9 protein-coding genes, 18 tRNA genes, 2 rRNA genes, 2 pseudogenes and 1 other annotated feature are annotated in these 14,632 nt (G+C 45.4%); of the genes and pseudogenes, 6 read left to right on the forward strand and 25 right to left on the reverse strand.

All coding sequences use genetic code 11. The annotated features are described in order from the left end of the window. Positions 1-3: 3 nt before the first annotated feature. Entirely contained in the window at positions 4-147 is a 144-nt protein-coding gene (locus KJS58_RS14080; protein WP_213533183.1) for an exo-beta-N-acetylmuramidase NamZ domain-containing protein, read from the reverse strand. Between the two features lie 114 nt (positions 148-261). Beyond that, the gene (locus KJS58_RS14085; RefSeq protein WP_213533185.1) at positions 262-2,232 is read right to left on the reverse strand and encodes a methyl-accepting chemotaxis protein; all 1,971 of its coding nucleotides are present in this window, start codon (positions 2,230-2,232) and stop codon (positions 262-264) included. 260 nt (positions 2,233-2,492) lie between these two features. Between KJS58_RS14085 and KJS58_RS25785 the strand changes: the two are divergent. Beyond that, positions 2,493-2,598 (forward strand): annotated as a pseudogene (locus KJS58_RS25785) (iron ABC transporter permease); the annotation flags it as partial. 114 nt (positions 2,599-2,712) lie between these two features. Here KJS58_RS25785 and ypfJ read toward each other — a convergent pair. Further along, entirely contained in the window at positions 2,713-3,558 is an 846-nt protein-coding gene (gene ypfJ, locus KJS58_RS14090) for a KPN_02809 family neutral zinc metallopeptidase (protein ID WP_213533187.1), read from the reverse strand. Between the two features lie 385 nt (positions 3,559-3,943). On the opposite strand from ypfJ, the gene KJS58_RS14095 reads away from it, so the two are divergent. Together KJS58_RS14095 and KJS58_RS14100 are read left to right on the forward strand one after the other, a co-directional pair. Continuing rightward, positions 3,944-5,374, forward strand: a complete 1,431-nt coding sequence (locus KJS58_RS14095; RefSeq protein WP_213533189.1) for a serine hydrolase domain-containing protein — start codon at positions 3,944-3,946, stop codon at positions 5,372-5,374. Positions 5,375-5,442: 68 nt separating this feature from the next. After that, positions 5,443-6,642 (forward strand): acyl-CoA dehydrogenase family protein, encoded by a 1,200-nt coding sequence (locus KJS58_RS14100; protein WP_213533191.1) that lies wholly within the window; start codon positions 5,443-5,445, stop codon positions 6,640-6,642. 130 nt (positions 6,643-6,772) lie between these two features. Beyond that, positions 6,773-7,021, reverse strand: a sequence feature (23S ribosomal RNA rRNA prediction is too short). 9 nt (positions 7,022-7,030) lie between these two features. Here the strand turns inward: KJS58_RS14100 and KJS58_RS25790 are convergent. Both KJS58_RS25790 and KJS58_RS14110 read right to left on the reverse strand, forming a co-directional pair. Then, positions 7,031-7,825, reverse strand: a pseudogene (locus KJS58_RS25790) (ABC transporter permease); the annotation flags it as partial. A 47-nt stretch (positions 7,826-7,872) separates the two neighbouring features. Continuing rightward, positions 7,873-8,652: an ABC transporter ATP-binding protein gene (locus KJS58_RS14110; RefSeq protein ID WP_213533193.1), complete on the reverse strand. Its 780-nt coding sequence runs from the start codon at positions 8,650-8,652 to the stop codon at positions 7,873-7,875. A 474-nt stretch (positions 8,653-9,126) separates the two neighbouring features. Here KJS58_RS14110 and KJS58_RS14115 point away from each other — a divergent pair, with 474 nt between their 5' ends. The 3 genes from KJS58_RS14115 to KJS58_RS14125 all read left to right on the forward strand — a co-directional run bounded on the left by KJS58_RS14115 (position 9,127) and on the right by KJS58_RS14125 (position 12,319). Next, on the forward strand, positions 9,127-10,050 hold the full coding sequence (locus tag KJS58_RS14115) for a TauD/TfdA dioxygenase family protein (RefSeq protein ID WP_213533195.1): 924 nt from the start codon (positions 9,127-9,129) through the stop codon (positions 10,048-10,050). Positions 10,051-10,114: 64 nt separating this feature from the next. Beyond that, entirely contained in the window at positions 10,115-11,140 is a 1,026-nt protein-coding gene (locus KJS58_RS14120; protein ID WP_213533197.1) for an aliphatic sulfonate ABC transporter substrate-binding protein, read from the forward strand. A gap of 264 nt (positions 11,141-11,404) precedes the next feature. Further along, on the forward strand, positions 11,405-12,319 hold the full coding sequence (locus tag KJS58_RS14125) for a TauD/TfdA dioxygenase family protein (protein WP_213533199.1): 915 nt from the start codon (positions 11,405-11,407) through the stop codon (positions 12,317-12,319). Positions 12,320-12,392: 73 nt separating this feature from the next. Here the strand turns inward: KJS58_RS14125 and KJS58_RS14130 are convergent. The 20 genes from KJS58_RS14130 to KJS58_RS14225 form a co-directional block, all read right to left on the reverse strand. Next, positions 12,393-12,463, reverse strand: a tRNA-Gly gene (locus KJS58_RS14130). A 9-nt stretch (positions 12,464-12,472) separates the two neighbouring features. Beyond that, positions 12,473-12,546, reverse strand: a tRNA-Pro gene (locus KJS58_RS14135). A gap of 9 nt (positions 12,547-12,555) precedes the next feature. Further along, positions 12,556-12,632 (reverse strand) — tRNA-Arg (locus tag KJS58_RS14140). A 9-nt stretch (positions 12,633-12,641) separates the two neighbouring features. Then, positions 12,642-12,716: transfer RNA gene (locus KJS58_RS14145), tRNA-Gly, on the reverse strand. A gap of 8 nt (positions 12,717-12,724) precedes the next feature. Next, a tRNA-Leu gene (locus KJS58_RS14150) sits at positions 12,725-12,811 on the reverse strand. Between the two features lie 13 nt (positions 12,812-12,824). Beyond that, positions 12,825-12,897: transfer RNA gene (locus KJS58_RS14155), tRNA-Lys, on the reverse strand. Positions 12,898-12,907: 10 nt separating this feature from the next. Then, positions 12,908-12,982 (reverse strand) — tRNA-Gln (locus KJS58_RS14160). A 20-nt stretch (positions 12,983-13,002) separates the two neighbouring features. After that, a tRNA-His gene (locus KJS58_RS14165) sits at positions 13,003-13,078 on the reverse strand. A gap of 27 nt (positions 13,079-13,105) precedes the next feature. Further along, positions 13,106-13,191, reverse strand: a tRNA-Tyr gene (locus KJS58_RS14170). A gap of 10 nt (positions 13,192-13,201) precedes the next feature. Beyond that, positions 13,202-13,277: transfer RNA gene (locus KJS58_RS14175), tRNA-Thr, on the reverse strand. A 50-nt stretch (positions 13,278-13,327) separates the two neighbouring features. Beyond that, positions 13,328-13,404: transfer RNA gene (locus KJS58_RS14180), tRNA-Asp, on the reverse strand. A gap of 11 nt (positions 13,405-13,415) precedes the next feature. Further along, positions 13,416-13,489: transfer RNA gene (locus tag KJS58_RS14185), tRNA-Met, on the reverse strand. Positions 13,490-13,498: 9 nt separating this feature from the next. After that, positions 13,499-13,574 (reverse strand) — tRNA-Val (locus KJS58_RS14190). 8 nt (positions 13,575-13,582) lie between these two features. Then, positions 13,583-13,654, reverse strand: a tRNA-Glu gene (locus KJS58_RS14195). 32 nt (positions 13,655-13,686) lie between these two features. After that, positions 13,687-13,775 (reverse strand) — tRNA-Ser (locus KJS58_RS14200). A gap of 5 nt (positions 13,776-13,780) precedes the next feature. Then, positions 13,781-13,856 (reverse strand) — tRNA-Asn (locus KJS58_RS14205). 4 nt (positions 13,857-13,860) lie between these two features. Continuing rightward, positions 13,861-13,936: transfer RNA gene (locus KJS58_RS14210), tRNA-Ala, on the reverse strand. 22 nt (positions 13,937-13,958) lie between these two features. Beyond that, positions 13,959-14,035 (reverse strand) — tRNA-Ile (locus tag KJS58_RS14215). Between the two features lie 49 nt (positions 14,036-14,084). Continuing rightward, positions 14,085-14,201: ribosomal RNA gene (gene rrf / locus KJS58_RS14220) — 5S ribosomal RNA — on the reverse strand. 204 nt (positions 14,202-14,405) lie between these two features. Continuing rightward, positions 14,406-14,632: ribosomal RNA gene (locus KJS58_RS14225) — 23S ribosomal RNA — on the reverse strand; the annotation flags it as partial.

Consider the following 14,632-nt stretch of genomic DNA (forward strand, 5'->3'; position numbering starts at 1 on the left):
TCTTCATCTCCCATATAATAGATAAGGTGCGCGTCTTTGTTTCCATTGCCGTTCATCTTGCTTCCATTTCTCCATGATTTGTAAGAGTCCTGCCTGAGTTGCCACTTTATTTCTGACTTCTGCTCCGCCAGTGAGTAAATCGATCAAATACCTGGTATCTCCTTGCTTTAGAGCAAGCAATTGAGCCTAGTACAATATGCAATAAGCACAAAAAGACGAATTCATCCCCTTCCATGAGGTGAATTCGTCTCTTCTATTTTCTTATAATTTAAAACGTTCGATAATCTCCTTCATCTCATCAGCAATGCTTGATAATGCTGCAGCAGAAGAAGCGACCTCTTCCATAGCTGCAAGTTGCTCTTCTGAAGCAGCAGATCCTTCCTGTGCTCCAGCAGCGATCTCATCAGATATAGCAAGGGCAATTTCAAAGACTTCATTTACTTGATCCACAGCAGAATCCATCTGTTTAGATGCGATGGATACTGCCCCCATTTCCACTGCCACTTCCTGAATCGAGGATAATATAGATCTAAAATGCTCGCCGGCTTCATTAACTGCCGTAATTCCCTTACCAATCTCCTGCGAAGCAGAGGACATAGAAACAGACGCTTCCGTCGTACCCCGCTCCATTTCATGCGTGAGTTGTGCTATGTCTGCTGCTGAGGCAGCGGACTGCTCCGCAAGCTCTTTTACCTCTTTAGCGACAACGGCAAAACCTCGACCATGCTCTCCTGCTCTTGATGCTTCTATGGAAGCATTTAAAGACAGGATGTTGGTCTGTTTCGCTATATTCGTGATGATTTCAACGATCTGACGAATTTCCATCGTTTTGCTGCCAAGCCCTTCAATTACTTCATTCAGGTTTGAAGCAGACGTACCGATATGCTTCATTTGTACGCTTGCCTGCTCAATCTGCTCCATCCCTGCTTGAGATTCAGCTGATACTTGTTCGGTAGCGGAGGTGACGTCTTCTGCTTGAAGACTAATCTCCTTTATACCTGCTGACATTTCAGCAACTTGCTGCTTTGCTTCTCCAAGCACTTGATTGGAGTGCAAGATACCAACAGTCGTTTGCTGCATAATGCTCGCTACCTGCTCTGTGGCACTGGTCGTCTGCTCTGAGCTAGCTGCCAGCTCCTGAGAGGACGATGCTAGCTGCTGAGAAGTATCATTTACTTCACTCAGTACGGACCGCAGAGATTTAGTCATTTTATTAAATCCTTCTGCGAGCAGTCCATACTCATCCCGTTGTTTTACCGACAGGTCTATGGTCAGATCACCGCTTCCTACTGTTTTTGACGCATGGACCAGTCCTCTGATCGGCTTATATAGACTTCGAATAACAGGAATCATGATGAGAATTCCGACAATAGCGGAAAACAAAAGCACAATCCCTACGGTTTTTAACATAGGGATAGATACTTGCTCATATTCATCGAGATCAAATTCCGCTACGATTTTCCATCCCGTTAATGGCTGATTTATAAAATAACCACTTTTATTTTGACCTGATATAGAATAATTTAGCGTTCCTTCCTCGTTGCTTACAATCTGATCAGACAGAAGTTCAATTGCGCTCGAGCCTGCTCCAAAATGGGTATGAACCAGGTAGTTTCCCTTCTGATCAACAAGATAGATAACCCCTTTTTCTCCAATCTTCATTCCGTTTACTGTGGAGGTGAGTGAATTTAACCCCAGCTGAATACTAGCAATACCTTTGCCATCGGATAAACGTTTTGCCAAAGTTACCACCACATTACCTGTTGAAGCTGATTTATAGGGCACACTTATGACTGAATCGCTCGTTCCCAAAGCTTCTTTATACCAATCTTTCTCTTTTACTACCTCATCGTTGCTAAGAGATGGTGATTTCATTTGTTTTCCTGTTGCATTCGATACAATAAGTATAGATTCAATCTGCGGATTGCTGTCTCTCATGTTGTCTACCAGTTGCTGTACAGCTGGATTTCTATTCGCAATCTGGGCTGAACTCGTTTGCATGGAGATCAAGTTAAGATTTGCTTTTTGATTCTCTAACAATGAATCAATCTGCTTGCTGACGAGCAGCAAAGATTGTTTCCCCGTTTCCAAATCCGCTTGGCGGATCTCCTGATCTGCTGTTCGAAATGAAAATACAGCGGTAACGATACTTGGGATGAACAAGAAGAGGACAAAGATAGTAATCAGTTTCACTCTTATTGACATCAAGCTTTTCTTTGGTTTTCCACTCAAAAAAAACGACCCCCTTCTGCCTGATAGTAATTACAATGAAATGAGTTCAGATGGTTTATCTGACCGAACATTACAAAAGTAACTTATATATCGGCATATCGGAGGTTTTATTTTATGATGGATATCACTAACCGTATTCAACAGGAAGTCTTACGTTGTTCCAATTCTGACACCCATCTGGGTAATCCAGCGGCGGTAAGCTACAGACAAGAGATCTGCTTTGTGATTCAACTCTGCTTGTAAGTCAAGGGGCAGAGCAGCTAGCAGACCCGAGGATTGTCGGTGTTTAGCTCTGTTGTAGGCGTAGCGATTGCGATCTTCTTTCTATTCTTTTTGATCCATGCGGGTTCATTCGCATATGTTCTGTTTTTATTCGTAAAATACTAACACAAAGAACCTCCTATCCTTTTTGGTAGGATGGAGGCTATCACCGAGAAGGCCCTTCCAAATGTAAAGAACCTTCTCTTTATTGTCCTATACTTATAAATTCTTCGCGTTAAACGTGTCTCCGCCTTGCAACGTACCATTCTCAAAACCTTGGTAGAACCAGCGTTTCCGCTGTTCAGATGTGCCGTGTGTAAAACTCTCCGGTACAACGTAGCCTTGGGCTTTCTTCTGGATCGTATCATCTCCTACGGCGCTTGCCGCCGTTAAAGCTTCTTCCAGATCGCCTTCCTCAAGCAGGTTCATACCCTGCGCATGATTCGCCCACACACCAGCTAAATAGTCGGCTTGGAGCTCAAATCGAACCTGATACTTGTTATATTCCTGCTCGCTTAGCTGCTGTCGGTATTGTGCTAGCTTGTCCGATGTACCTAACAGTGTCTGTACATGGTGACCTACCTCGTGAGCAATCACATAGGCCATTGCGAAGTCACCAGGCGCCTGAAATTCTTGACGCAACTCGTCGTAGAAGCTTAGGTCAATATAAAGCTTCTGGTCACCAGAACAGTAAAACGGTCCTACCGATGAGCCCGCTGTTCCGCAGGCAGACTGGACGCTTCCTGTATAGAGAACAAGAGTCGGATTCTCATACGTCTTTCCTTCCTTTTTGAAAACATCAGTCCACACATCCTCTGTATCGGCCAAAACAACAGATACGAACTCAGCTAGTTCCTTCTCTTCTGCTGTTTCCGTGTAGGATGTTCCCGCGCCCGAACCGCCTCCCGTAAGACTGCCCAGTAAATCAGCAGCATTTCCGCCGCCGAGTAGTGTAACGATCAGCAGGATAACGACACCTCCAATACCACCTCCGATCAGTCCCGCCCCTTTCCGTCCTCTACGGTCCTCTACATTAGAGCTTGCCCTTCTCCCTTTCCACTGCATAATGTTCCCTCCTTGGTCAATTCGATTATGAAAATTCTATACTCATCGTGTGATATGTATATCGCTTCTAATAGGATTTACCCTAAAAAGGTCCGGTTATCTCAGCTAGTGACAAGACAAAATAGTCTCTTGGATATGTCCTTAAAAAGAAAAGCTAGTTATCACCGGCCGTTCTCTCCGAGCTCCAGCTAACAGCTTGCGCTTCCGTGCGGCTTTTATTATGAGAGATATATTAAAATAAACATCCAGTATATGGGTTGTTTACCACTCTTACTTTCGTTAGAATAAATACCAGTATCTTCATATGAACTCTCCATCATTTCATTTGATTAGAAGAAAAGTTACAGATTCGGACTACATTCCTGACAGGAGGATTTATTACTTCATGACTTTTACTAAACAACCATCAAAAACAACGCAAAAACTGCTCACCGTACTCTTAGCTGCCGGTCTCGTTCTTACCCCAGCGGGAGCTTTCACCGAAACCACATATGCTGCTTCAGCTATGGTAACGAAACCTGCAAATATTGAAGTGGATTCACAGACAGTTACTTGGGAGTTCCCTCCTTTTGTGCAGAATGGAACGACCTTCGCCCCGCTTAGACAAGCGGCAGCAGCCCTCAAAGGAAAAGTAAAATGGAACCAAAACACACAAACGGTGCAAATCGAGAATCACGGGGATCTCATCTCTCATAAGGCAGGAACCAACATCATTACGATAAATGACGTCACGCTTACCTTACCTGCGAATTCCAAAAATATGTCCGGAACGCTGATGATCCCGCTACGCTCTCTATCTGATGCCATGAAATCAACGCTTCAGCTAACAAATACAGCTACACACATGAACATCGTACTGAAGTCGGATCAAGTCACGAAAATAAATAAAGAGTCAGCATCCATTGACTCCTATTTGCAAACATCTGGGTTCTCCGGCATTGCACTTGTGGCCAAGGATGGAGAAGTTACCCTTCGCAAGGGATATGGCCTATCTAAAGAAAACCTACTAGTACGGCCGGATCAAAAATCACGAATTGCTTCTATTACCAAAGGATTTACATCAGCTGCCATCATGCAGCAAGTAGAAGCCGGCAAACTTTCGCTAACAGACAAGTTATCCAAATACGTGACCGGTGTTGATCGCGGAGATGAAATTACACTGCATATGTTGCTGTCTCATACATCCGGCCTTCCTTCCAATTTCACAAGAGAAGAAGGAGTAACACTAGAGGATACCTTAAATGAGATACGTACCAAAAAGCTGATGGCTGAACCTGGAGCAGAATATCGCTACAGCAACAATGGCTACATTCTATTAGCCCATATCCTCGAGAAAGTAACCGGTGAGGAATATGGCTCATACTTACAGAAACATATGTTTACTCCGCTTGGAATGAAAGATACAGGTACGGCTTCAAAATCAACCAACACAATTAAAGGATTCGTGGATCAGAGTGGAAAATGGGTCCCAGCAGATTATTACGTCTCCCAGTCGGGAACAGGTACGCTCTATTCCACTGTGGACGATCTTCTCAAGTGGGATCAGGCACTCAAGGACGGAAAAGTAGTCAGCGAAGAATCGCTTAAGAACATGTTCACTCCGTATTCCGAGAAGAATTACGGATATGGCTGGATGATCAGCGAAACTTCCAAAGGTCTTAACGTCTTCCATAACGGTTCAGGGACGGGTTATTCTACAGGCATTATGCGTGATCTAGGTAACGGAACGACAATCATTCTGCTTGGCAATCATGCCAGCATGGATACGATCGGGATGATGAATGAGATTCGTAAACAGGTAACCGCAGCCAAATAAACGAATACCATTCATGCTCATTAAAACAATCTACTCACATTACTATCTATTTAAAGGGAGGGTTACCGTTGTCACCATTTGAGGACTCCTTTATCAGAACAAACCATGAGCAGGATATACTGATCCGTATCCGGACGGTGGCTAACCGGCACAGCGAAGGAGCAAGACATGCTGATGAAAAGAATGAGCTCAACTCTGCACTGATCTCTGATCTGCTTGCAGAAGGATATCACACCTATTCTGTACCGAATGAATACGGGGGTAACCCAATTTCGCTTCCTCTTTTCCTTATGTGTCAGGAGCAGATTGCTATGGTTGACGGGCCTGCTGCACTTGCTATCGGCTGGCATCACATCACGATGTTTAACCTTGCTTTTCATCGGCACTGGAATGAATCTGTCTTTCAGTCCTTGTGTAATGATGTGATAAAGAAACAAGCACTGATCAATGCAGCCGACTCGGAGTCCGCAACAGGCAGCCCTTCTCGTGGAGGAAAACCGCAGACGAAAGTACGTAGGGACAGCCATGGATATATCCTGAGCGGCCGAAAAACGTTCACTTCCTTATCTACTGCGCTTAGTTATTTTATCGTCTCTGCGACGGATGAAGACACGGGTGAGGTCTCAGAGTATTTGATTCATAAAGATATACCTGGGGTTTTTATTGAACCTACATGGAATATGGCAGGTATGAGGGGAACAGCAAGTCATGATCTGGTTCTGAAGGAAGTGTTACTTCCTGAAGATGCACTTGTCTTCCATCGTCCTTCGAGACCTACGGGTATACCGAATGTGTATTTACTTAACATTCCGGCTGTATATCTTGGAATTGCACAGGCAGCACGTAATGAAGCTGTTCGGTTTGCTGCGAGCTATCAGCCCAACAGCCTAACGCATCCTATTTTAGAACTCCCTCATATTCAGCAAAAACTAGGTCAGATTGAACTTGAACTGACCACAGCAAGACATCTATTATACAGCGTTGCAGAACGTGTAGAGCGCCTCGGTCCCACTCCTGCAAAGGATCGTTTGCAGCAGATTGCACCCGATCTTGGAGCAGCTAAAGTGGTTGCCATTCAGACAGCACTCTCCGTTGTAGATATAGCGATGCGGATCGCTGGAGTTCATAGCCTTTCTATGAATAGTCCTTTGCAGCGCTATTACCGAGATGTTCGGTTTGGGCTTCACAATCCGCCGATGGATGACGTAGTTCTTGGACAACTTGCAAAGCGGTTTATTGCCGAACATTCATCTAGGGGTGAAGCGTAGTTCAGCTTCGTAAAGGAACCTAGTAGATAATAGTCTACCTGCAAAAAACCTCCCAAAATCCATAGCGGATCGGGAGTTTTTTTTTAGATTACACTCTTACTAACAACTCGTATTTATTTCGTATCTATCTTGTATCTATCTCGTATCTACCTCGTATCGTATTTAACTCGTCTTTTCTACGTATCTTAATCTCATCCTCCTTGAATATGGCTTTCCTTTGTGCCTTTACACTCTGCGAATGATTTCCAACCATTCTGAGGGAACCTTTGGGTACCTTTGTTACTCTTTAGGAGGCGACCGCCCCAGTCAAACTGCCCACCTGACACTGTCCTCGTGGCTTTTGTTCCTATCCCTTATAGCTGTCCTGCCAACGAAGTAATCGATGCTCTAAAATCCGCACAACGGAATCTGATAATTTACCCACAAGAGCGAAAATGGTAATCCCCACAAACATCACATCCGTTTGCATGAAAGACCGTGCTTCTTGAATCATATAGCCCACTCCTGTATCTGCCCCCAGTAACTCAGCAACAACGAGGCAAAGCCATGCGATACTTAGCGATAACCGAATTCCAAGCAGGATATTAGGCAGTGCAGCAGGAATGACCAGTTTCACAACTTGTGAGAAACGGCTGAATTCCATGACACGGGCGACATCAAATAATTTTGAGTCCACATTACGTACGCCAAGGAAAGTATTCACATAAAGCGGGAAGAAAGCACCCATCGAAATCAACAATACTTTAGATAGTTCGCCAAAACCGAACCACATAATGAATAAGGGAGTAATCGCAAGCAGTGGGATCGTTCGAATCATTTGAACGGTTGGATTCAGCACTTCTTCAACAGGTCTGTACATGCCGACAAGCATTCCGAGTATTAACCCGCTGCTTGCTCCAAATAAAAAGCCAAGCGAAGCCCTCACTACACTAATCCGCAGATGATGCGGTAATTCTCCAGAGCTCGTTAGATAAAAATACTGTTTTACAATCAGCCAGGGCGATGAGAACATCTGCTGGGAGATGACGCCCGTTCCGCTAAGAATTTGCCAAAGTGCAAGAATACCTATAGGTAGCAGTGCTCCTCGTAAAAAGAGTCTCCACTTTCCTCCCATTCCTTTTTGAGTTTGCCTCTTACTTATTTGTACAGACGGATTTTTTCGTAATGTTAGTGGTAAAGCCATCTTCACTTCGCCCCTTTATATCTTATATTTGTATTGCTAATGCCTGCTTAGATACTATAAGCCTCCTGTTCCTCCCGATGATCAAGCTCTTCCAGTACATGTGTACGCAGTTCTGTAAAAGCACGGCTTGTTCTTTTGCGTGGATAAGGCAGGTCAATCGGGACAATCGATTTTATTCGCCCTGGGCGCCGGTCCATCACAACAACACGTGTTGATAAAAACACAGCTTCATCAATGTCATGCGTGACGAGGACCATTGCTGTTTTATTCGTTTGCCATATATCCAGCAGCGCCTCTTGCATATGCCCCCTAGTGAAAGCATCGAGCGCTCCAAATGGCTCATCTAACAGCAGTACTTCAGGTTCACGAAGAAGTGCTCTTGCGATAGCTACCCGCTGAGACATCCCGCCTGATAACTGCCGTGGATAGGACTTTTCAAAACCGTTCAATTTAACCAGTTCAATCAGCCGCTGTACATCATTTCTTACATCCTGATTTTTGAGAGACAGATCAGCTGCGATATTTTTCTCTACATTCAGCCAAGGGAATAATCTCGGTTCTTGAAAAATAAATCCCTTCTCTTGAGAAGGACGCTCCACCCTTTTCCCCTTGAGCAATACCTCCCCTTCATAATCCCGATCAAGCCCTGCTATAATTTTAAGCAAGGTGCTTTTTCCGCATCCACTGGGTCCGATGACCGTAGTAAAGTCTCCTTCCTTCACAGACAAATCTATGGAATCCAGTACATGTGTATCGCCTTGCTCGCTTCGGAACGTTTTACTAACCTCATTAATCTCTAATATGTTGCGTAGTTCATCATTTAACATCTACAGTCCCTCCGATTCATTATCATTGTTCTTGATCTTGCCGTACTGAACTTCTGACCATAAAAAAAGAGATCCGACAGCACCTGATATGCTTGCCGAATCTCTGGTGGTTCCAGTCAATTCGTAGTCCCCAAAAACTTTGGGTCACCGTATATGATTTGGCTCATCTTATCAAGGGAAAAGAATCTTGTCAATACCCGATTATTTTAGTATGGATTAGTTTTATTAATAGTACATACAAAGAATGCAGTTACATTATTTTCTATATAAATAAAAATAAGGGTTGACAAGATGATTTGCAGACTGATAAGATTTGGTCCATCAAAGCAACGCTATCTAGCTGAATCTACTGGACGACCAGAGATTTGGAGATCAAAGAACCACTTTGTGATCTCCCAAATCCTGTCGTCCTTTTTTTTCGGCTAAATACTACTAAACAGGTGTGAATACATTGTAAAAGGAGGCTAGACCATCATGAATCAAACTGCCTATTTATCTCGTAGTTATGTGCCAAGCAGAGAACTCAAAGCAGGTGCCAGTCAATTACATCGCTTAGCGGAGGGAAGTCCACCAGAGCAGCCATACACTTTGTTTACGCTCAAACCCCTAGGTCCCCTGCTGGGTGCGGAAATTGAAGGTGTCAATTTAGCAGTTCCCCTCAACTCAGAATTAAAAACAGAGCTCCATCGTGCCTTTCTCGAATGGAAAGTTCTCTTCTTCCGTAATCAAGATATCACCAGTGAACAGCAAGTTGCTTTTGCCAAAGAGTGGGGTGAACTCGAAAAACACCCTTTCTTGCCTCAAGGAAATGCAGAGGAGATTACCCGTTTTGAGAAAAATGCCAATATGACTGGTAACGAAAATATTTGGCATACGGATGTATCCTGGCGTCAAGAGCCTGCTCTTGGATCTGTTCTCCGCCTCTCTGAAGTTCCGGCTCTAGGTGGAGATACATTATGGTGCGACATGGGAGCTGCCTACGATAATCTGCCAGACGAGATCAAAGAACGCATTGATGGTCTAACCGCTATACACGATTTCACCTCTACTTTTGGTCGCTTTCTATCGCCTGATGTACTCAAAGCGAAGCAAGCCGAATTCCCGCCCGCAGAACACCCTATCGTACGTACACACCCCGAGACAGGGAGAAAAACATTATTCGTAAACGCCATCTTTACGATTCGTATTGTTGGACTCGAAGAAGAGCAGAGCGAGCAACTTCTCAATTACCTGTTCAGCCAGGCTCATATTCCCGAATATCAGATCCGTTTCCGCTGGGAGCCTAATTCAGTAGCCTTCTGGGATAACAGAGCAACCCAGCATTATGCTGTATCCGATTATTTTCCTAACCGCCGGGTGGCAGAGAGAGTATCGATAGCGGGAGATCGTCCTTATTAGATCTTTTCGCTACCTTGCTGCAGCATTTCCGCTTTACCATAAACTTTGGATGGGAGCTAAAAAAATGAAACGTCGTTCAAGCAATAAATCCAAAATGGTGACACTCGTAACCGTTCTACTCATGGTGCTTACCGCTTGCAGTAATGAGAATGGAGCTTCCCCATCCATTAGTGGTGGATCTGCAGAAGCTGCTGCTGGAAGTAAATCAGCCGAGGTAACTGTTCATATTGCTCGCCTTGGAGGAATCAGTCCTCTTATGATTGCAGAGGAAAAAGGATGGATTGATGAGGCCTTCGCAGAGAAAGGCGCCAAAGTGGAGTGGAGTAATTTCACGAGCGGTCCTCCTATACTGGAAGCCCTTGTATCTAATCGGATAGATCTCTCTTCCATGGGTGACGGAGCAGTGATCACAGGCTTAGCCAATCAGTTACCTTTTGAAATTATCGGACTGTTAGGTGATGGAAAAGATCTAAATACGGTGATTGTTCCTGTGAATAGCACGATCTCTTCTGTTGCTGATTTAAAAGGAAAAACGATTGGTGTTGCCAAAGGGACGACAAGCCACGTGTACTTAATCAAAATATTGCAGTCCATCGGTCTATCCCAGGATGATGTTAAACAGATCAATCTGCAAGCAGATGATGCTTTAGCTGCTTTTGAGACAGGACAACTGGATGCCTGGATAACCCTTGATCCTTATGTAACCTTAAGTGTTGAGCAAAAAAAGGCGAAAATCATTGAAGTGAAAGGCGAATTCCTCGCTCCTTTATCCATGATCGCTAGAACTGGTTTTGTCAAAGAACATCCAGAACTCGTCACAGAATATTTAAAAGTGTACCAAAAGACACTCGACTGGCAGCGCGATAACCTCGACGAAGCGGCTGCTCTTTATGAGAAACATTCTAAAATGCCTGCTTCTGTCATCAAGACGGTGCTAGAGCGAAGTGCCAATCAACTCTCCGTCTATACGCCTGAGGCTCTACAAGCCCATGAGGCATCCTCCGAAATACTGCTAAACAATAAATTCTTAAAAAAGAAGCCTGACTTTGCAAAAGCAATTAACAATACGTTTGTTGAAGAACTGAATTAAATGAACTGCTACCCCCCGTTGCTTTTAGTCCGAATGATTAAAGTATAAAAGACACAAGAGTACTTACAGTTACTGTGCCTCTCTATCTGGTATTAACGCAGGTAAATTAGTACAGGTTCCGTTATCTGTATACTCTCCATAATATTCTGCCTTCCGTGTTCCTATTGTTTCTCTTAATTTGCGCCCATTACTTTTTTGTGTAAATTATTGATCGATTATCTACCAATATGGCGGGAGACCGCCTACCCAAGGAGGAAATTATTCATGAATAATGTTACTCATAACCAGGTAGTTCAGCTTGAAATCGTACCAGTAGCCGGAAGAATTGGAGCGGAAGTGAGAGGTATTGATTTAGCTGAGGATCTCTTCCCTGCAGTCGTTGAATCCATTCAAGAAGCTCTGCTCAAGTACAAAGTCCTCTTCTTCCGAGATCAACATCAACTAGATGATGAGGGTCAAGAGCGCTTTGCCAAACTTTTAGGAGAACTGTATGCACATCCTACTGTCCCCGTAAAAGATGGAACCCGAGCTGTACTTGAGCTGGATTCTGCCCATGGAGGCCGTGCTAACGCTTGGCACACTGATGTTACCTTTGTTGAAGCTTATCCCAAAGCATCCATTCTGCGCTCAGTGGTGATTCCTCCTGCTGGAGGGGACACCGTATGGGCCAACACGGCAGCGGCCTATGAAGATCTATCTCCTGAATTAAAAGAGCTCGCAGGCAGCCTTCGGGCAATCCACTCCAATGCTTTTGATTATGTAGCCCCTGCCCAACAAGAAGTCGCAAGAGAGCAGACGCAGCGAAAGAACCATGTTTTTGCCTCAACGGTATATCAAACAGAGCATCCCGTCGTAAGAGTTCATCCCGAAACAGGGGAACGTCACTTACTATTAGGGCAATTTGTAAGAAGGATATCGGGGCTCAGAACCGCAGATTCAGATCGAATCATTAATATTTTACAAGAGCACGTTACCAGACTTGAAAATACAGTTCGCTGGAGCTGGGCTGTAGGCGATGTGGTGGTTTGGGATAACCGAGCAACACAGCATTATGCAATTAATGACTATGGCGATGAACACCGTGTAGTACGGCGTGTTACCATTGCTGGCGACATTCCGATTGGTACTGATGGCCGCAGAAGTATAACGCTCCAGCCAAAAAAAGAACAGGCCGATTAATACACTACCTGTTCCCTGCTCCATATCGTAATATTAAAAAACCCCTTCGCTTTCGCGAAGGGGTTTACTGTGAAGCGGGTGATGGGAATCGAACCCACGCTATCAGCTTGGAAGGCTGAAGTTCTACCATTGAACTACACCCGCGTATAAATATCGGGATGACACGATTTGAACATGCGACCCCCTGGTCCCAAACCAGGTGCTCTACCAAGCTGAGCTACATCCCGTTATTTAAATGGCGCGCCCTGAGAGATTCGAACTCCCGGCCTTTTGATTCGTAGTCAAACGCTCTATCCAGCTGAGCTAAGGGCGCATATATGATTGGAGCGGACGACGGGAATCGAACCCGCGACCCTCGCCTTGGCAAGGCGATGCTCTACCGCTGAGCCACGTCCGCGAAATATATGGTGCGGTCGAGAGGACTCGAACCTCCACGGGGGTTAGCCCACACGGACCTGAACCGTGCGCGTCTGCCAATTCCGCCACGACCGCATATATATAAAAGTGAGCCATGAAGGGCTCGAACCTTCGACACCCTGATTAAAAGTCAGGTGCTCTACCAACTGAGCTAATGGCTCGTACTAAAAATGGCTGGGGATATAGGATTTGAACCTATGCATGACGGAGTCAAAGTCCGTTGCCTTACCGCTTGGCTAATCCCCAACAGTGATAAGGTTTAAAAATGGGGCGATCGATGGGACTTGAACCCACGAATGCCGGAGCCACAGACCGGTGCGTTAACCCCTTCGCCACGACCGCCATAACAAAATACTTTAAAAATAAATCTGGTGGAGGATGATGGATTCGAACCACCGAACCCGTAAGGGAGCAGATTTACAGTCTGATGCGTTTGGCCACTTCGCTAATCCTCCATAATGAAACTGGTGCCGGCGAGAGGACTTGAACCCCCAACCTACTGATTACAAGTCAGTTGCTCTACCAGTTGAGCTACACCGGCTAAATGATTACGATATACCATACTCCATTTTACTGGAGTTAAGATAAAAGTGGCGGAACTGACGGGATTCGAACCCGCGATCTCCTGCGTGACAGGCAGGCATGTTAGGCCTCTACACCACAGTTCCAAGTATTACAATTGCGGGGGCAGGATTTGAACCTGCGACCTTCGGGTTATGAGCCCGACGAGCTACCGAGCTGCTCCACCCCGCGATATTTATATGGTGGAGATTGAGGGGATCGAACCCCCGACCCTCTGCTTGTAAGGCAGATGCTCTCCCAGCTGAGCTAAATCTCCATATAAAGTGACCCGTAGGGGATTCGAACCCCTGTTACCTCCGTGAAAGGGAGGTGTCTTAACCCCTTGACCAACGGGCCTTACTGTATTAAATATTCTAAAAAGTTCGCAACGGAGAAAGAGGGATTCGAACCCTCGAGACGCTTGTGACGCCTACACGATTTCCAATCGTGCTCCTTCGGCCAGCTCGGACACTTCTCCAAAAGTGGCTCCCCGAACAGGGCTCGAACCTGTGACAACTCGATTAACAGTCGAGTGCTCTACCAACTGAGCTATCAGGGAATATTGGTGGAGCCAAGCGGGATCGAACCGCTGACCTCCTGCGTGCAAGGCAGGCGCTCTCCCAGCTGAGCTATGGCCCCATAATGGGATTATGAAGTTAAATGGTGGGCCCTAGTGGACTCGAACCACCGACCTCACCCTTATCAGGGGTGCGCTCTAACCAGCTGAGCTAAGGGCCCTTATCGTTAATTAAACGATTAGGCGAAAAAATAACCCATAAGGGTATTCGCTTGGCGGCGTCCTACTCTCCCAGGACCCTGCGGTCCAAGTACCATCGGCGCTGGAGGGCTTAACGGTCGTGTTCGGGATGGGTACGTGTGGAACCCCTCCGCTATCGCCACCAAACAGGATTTTCTTAGCTTACGCTTCTCGAAAATCTTCGAAAAATCTATACACTCTTCGCGTTTGCTTGGGTTCAACACCGAAGTGTGAATCAAGAAACAAGCGTTTAGTTTTCCTCAAGGATTTGCTCCCTGAAAACTAGAACGAAACAATCTTTGCGATTTATATAGCTTATGCTTCCGAAGTAGCTTTCCTTCAGAAAGCTTGTAGGATAAGCCCTCGACCGATTAGTACTGGTCAGCTCCATGCATTGCTGCACTTCCACCCCCAGCCTATCTACCTCGTCGTCTTCAAGGGGTCTTACTCATTGGGAAATCTCATCTTGAGGTGGGCTTCGCGCTTAGATGCTTTCAGCGCTTATCCCTTCCATACATAGCTACCCAGCGATGCTCCTGGCGGAACAACTGGTACACCAGCGGTATGTCCATCCCGGT

It is taken from the genome of Paenibacillus sp. J45TS6, assembly GCF_018403285.1.
Lineage (GTDB): Bacteria > Bacillota > Bacilli > Paenibacillales > Paenibacillaceae > Paenibacillus.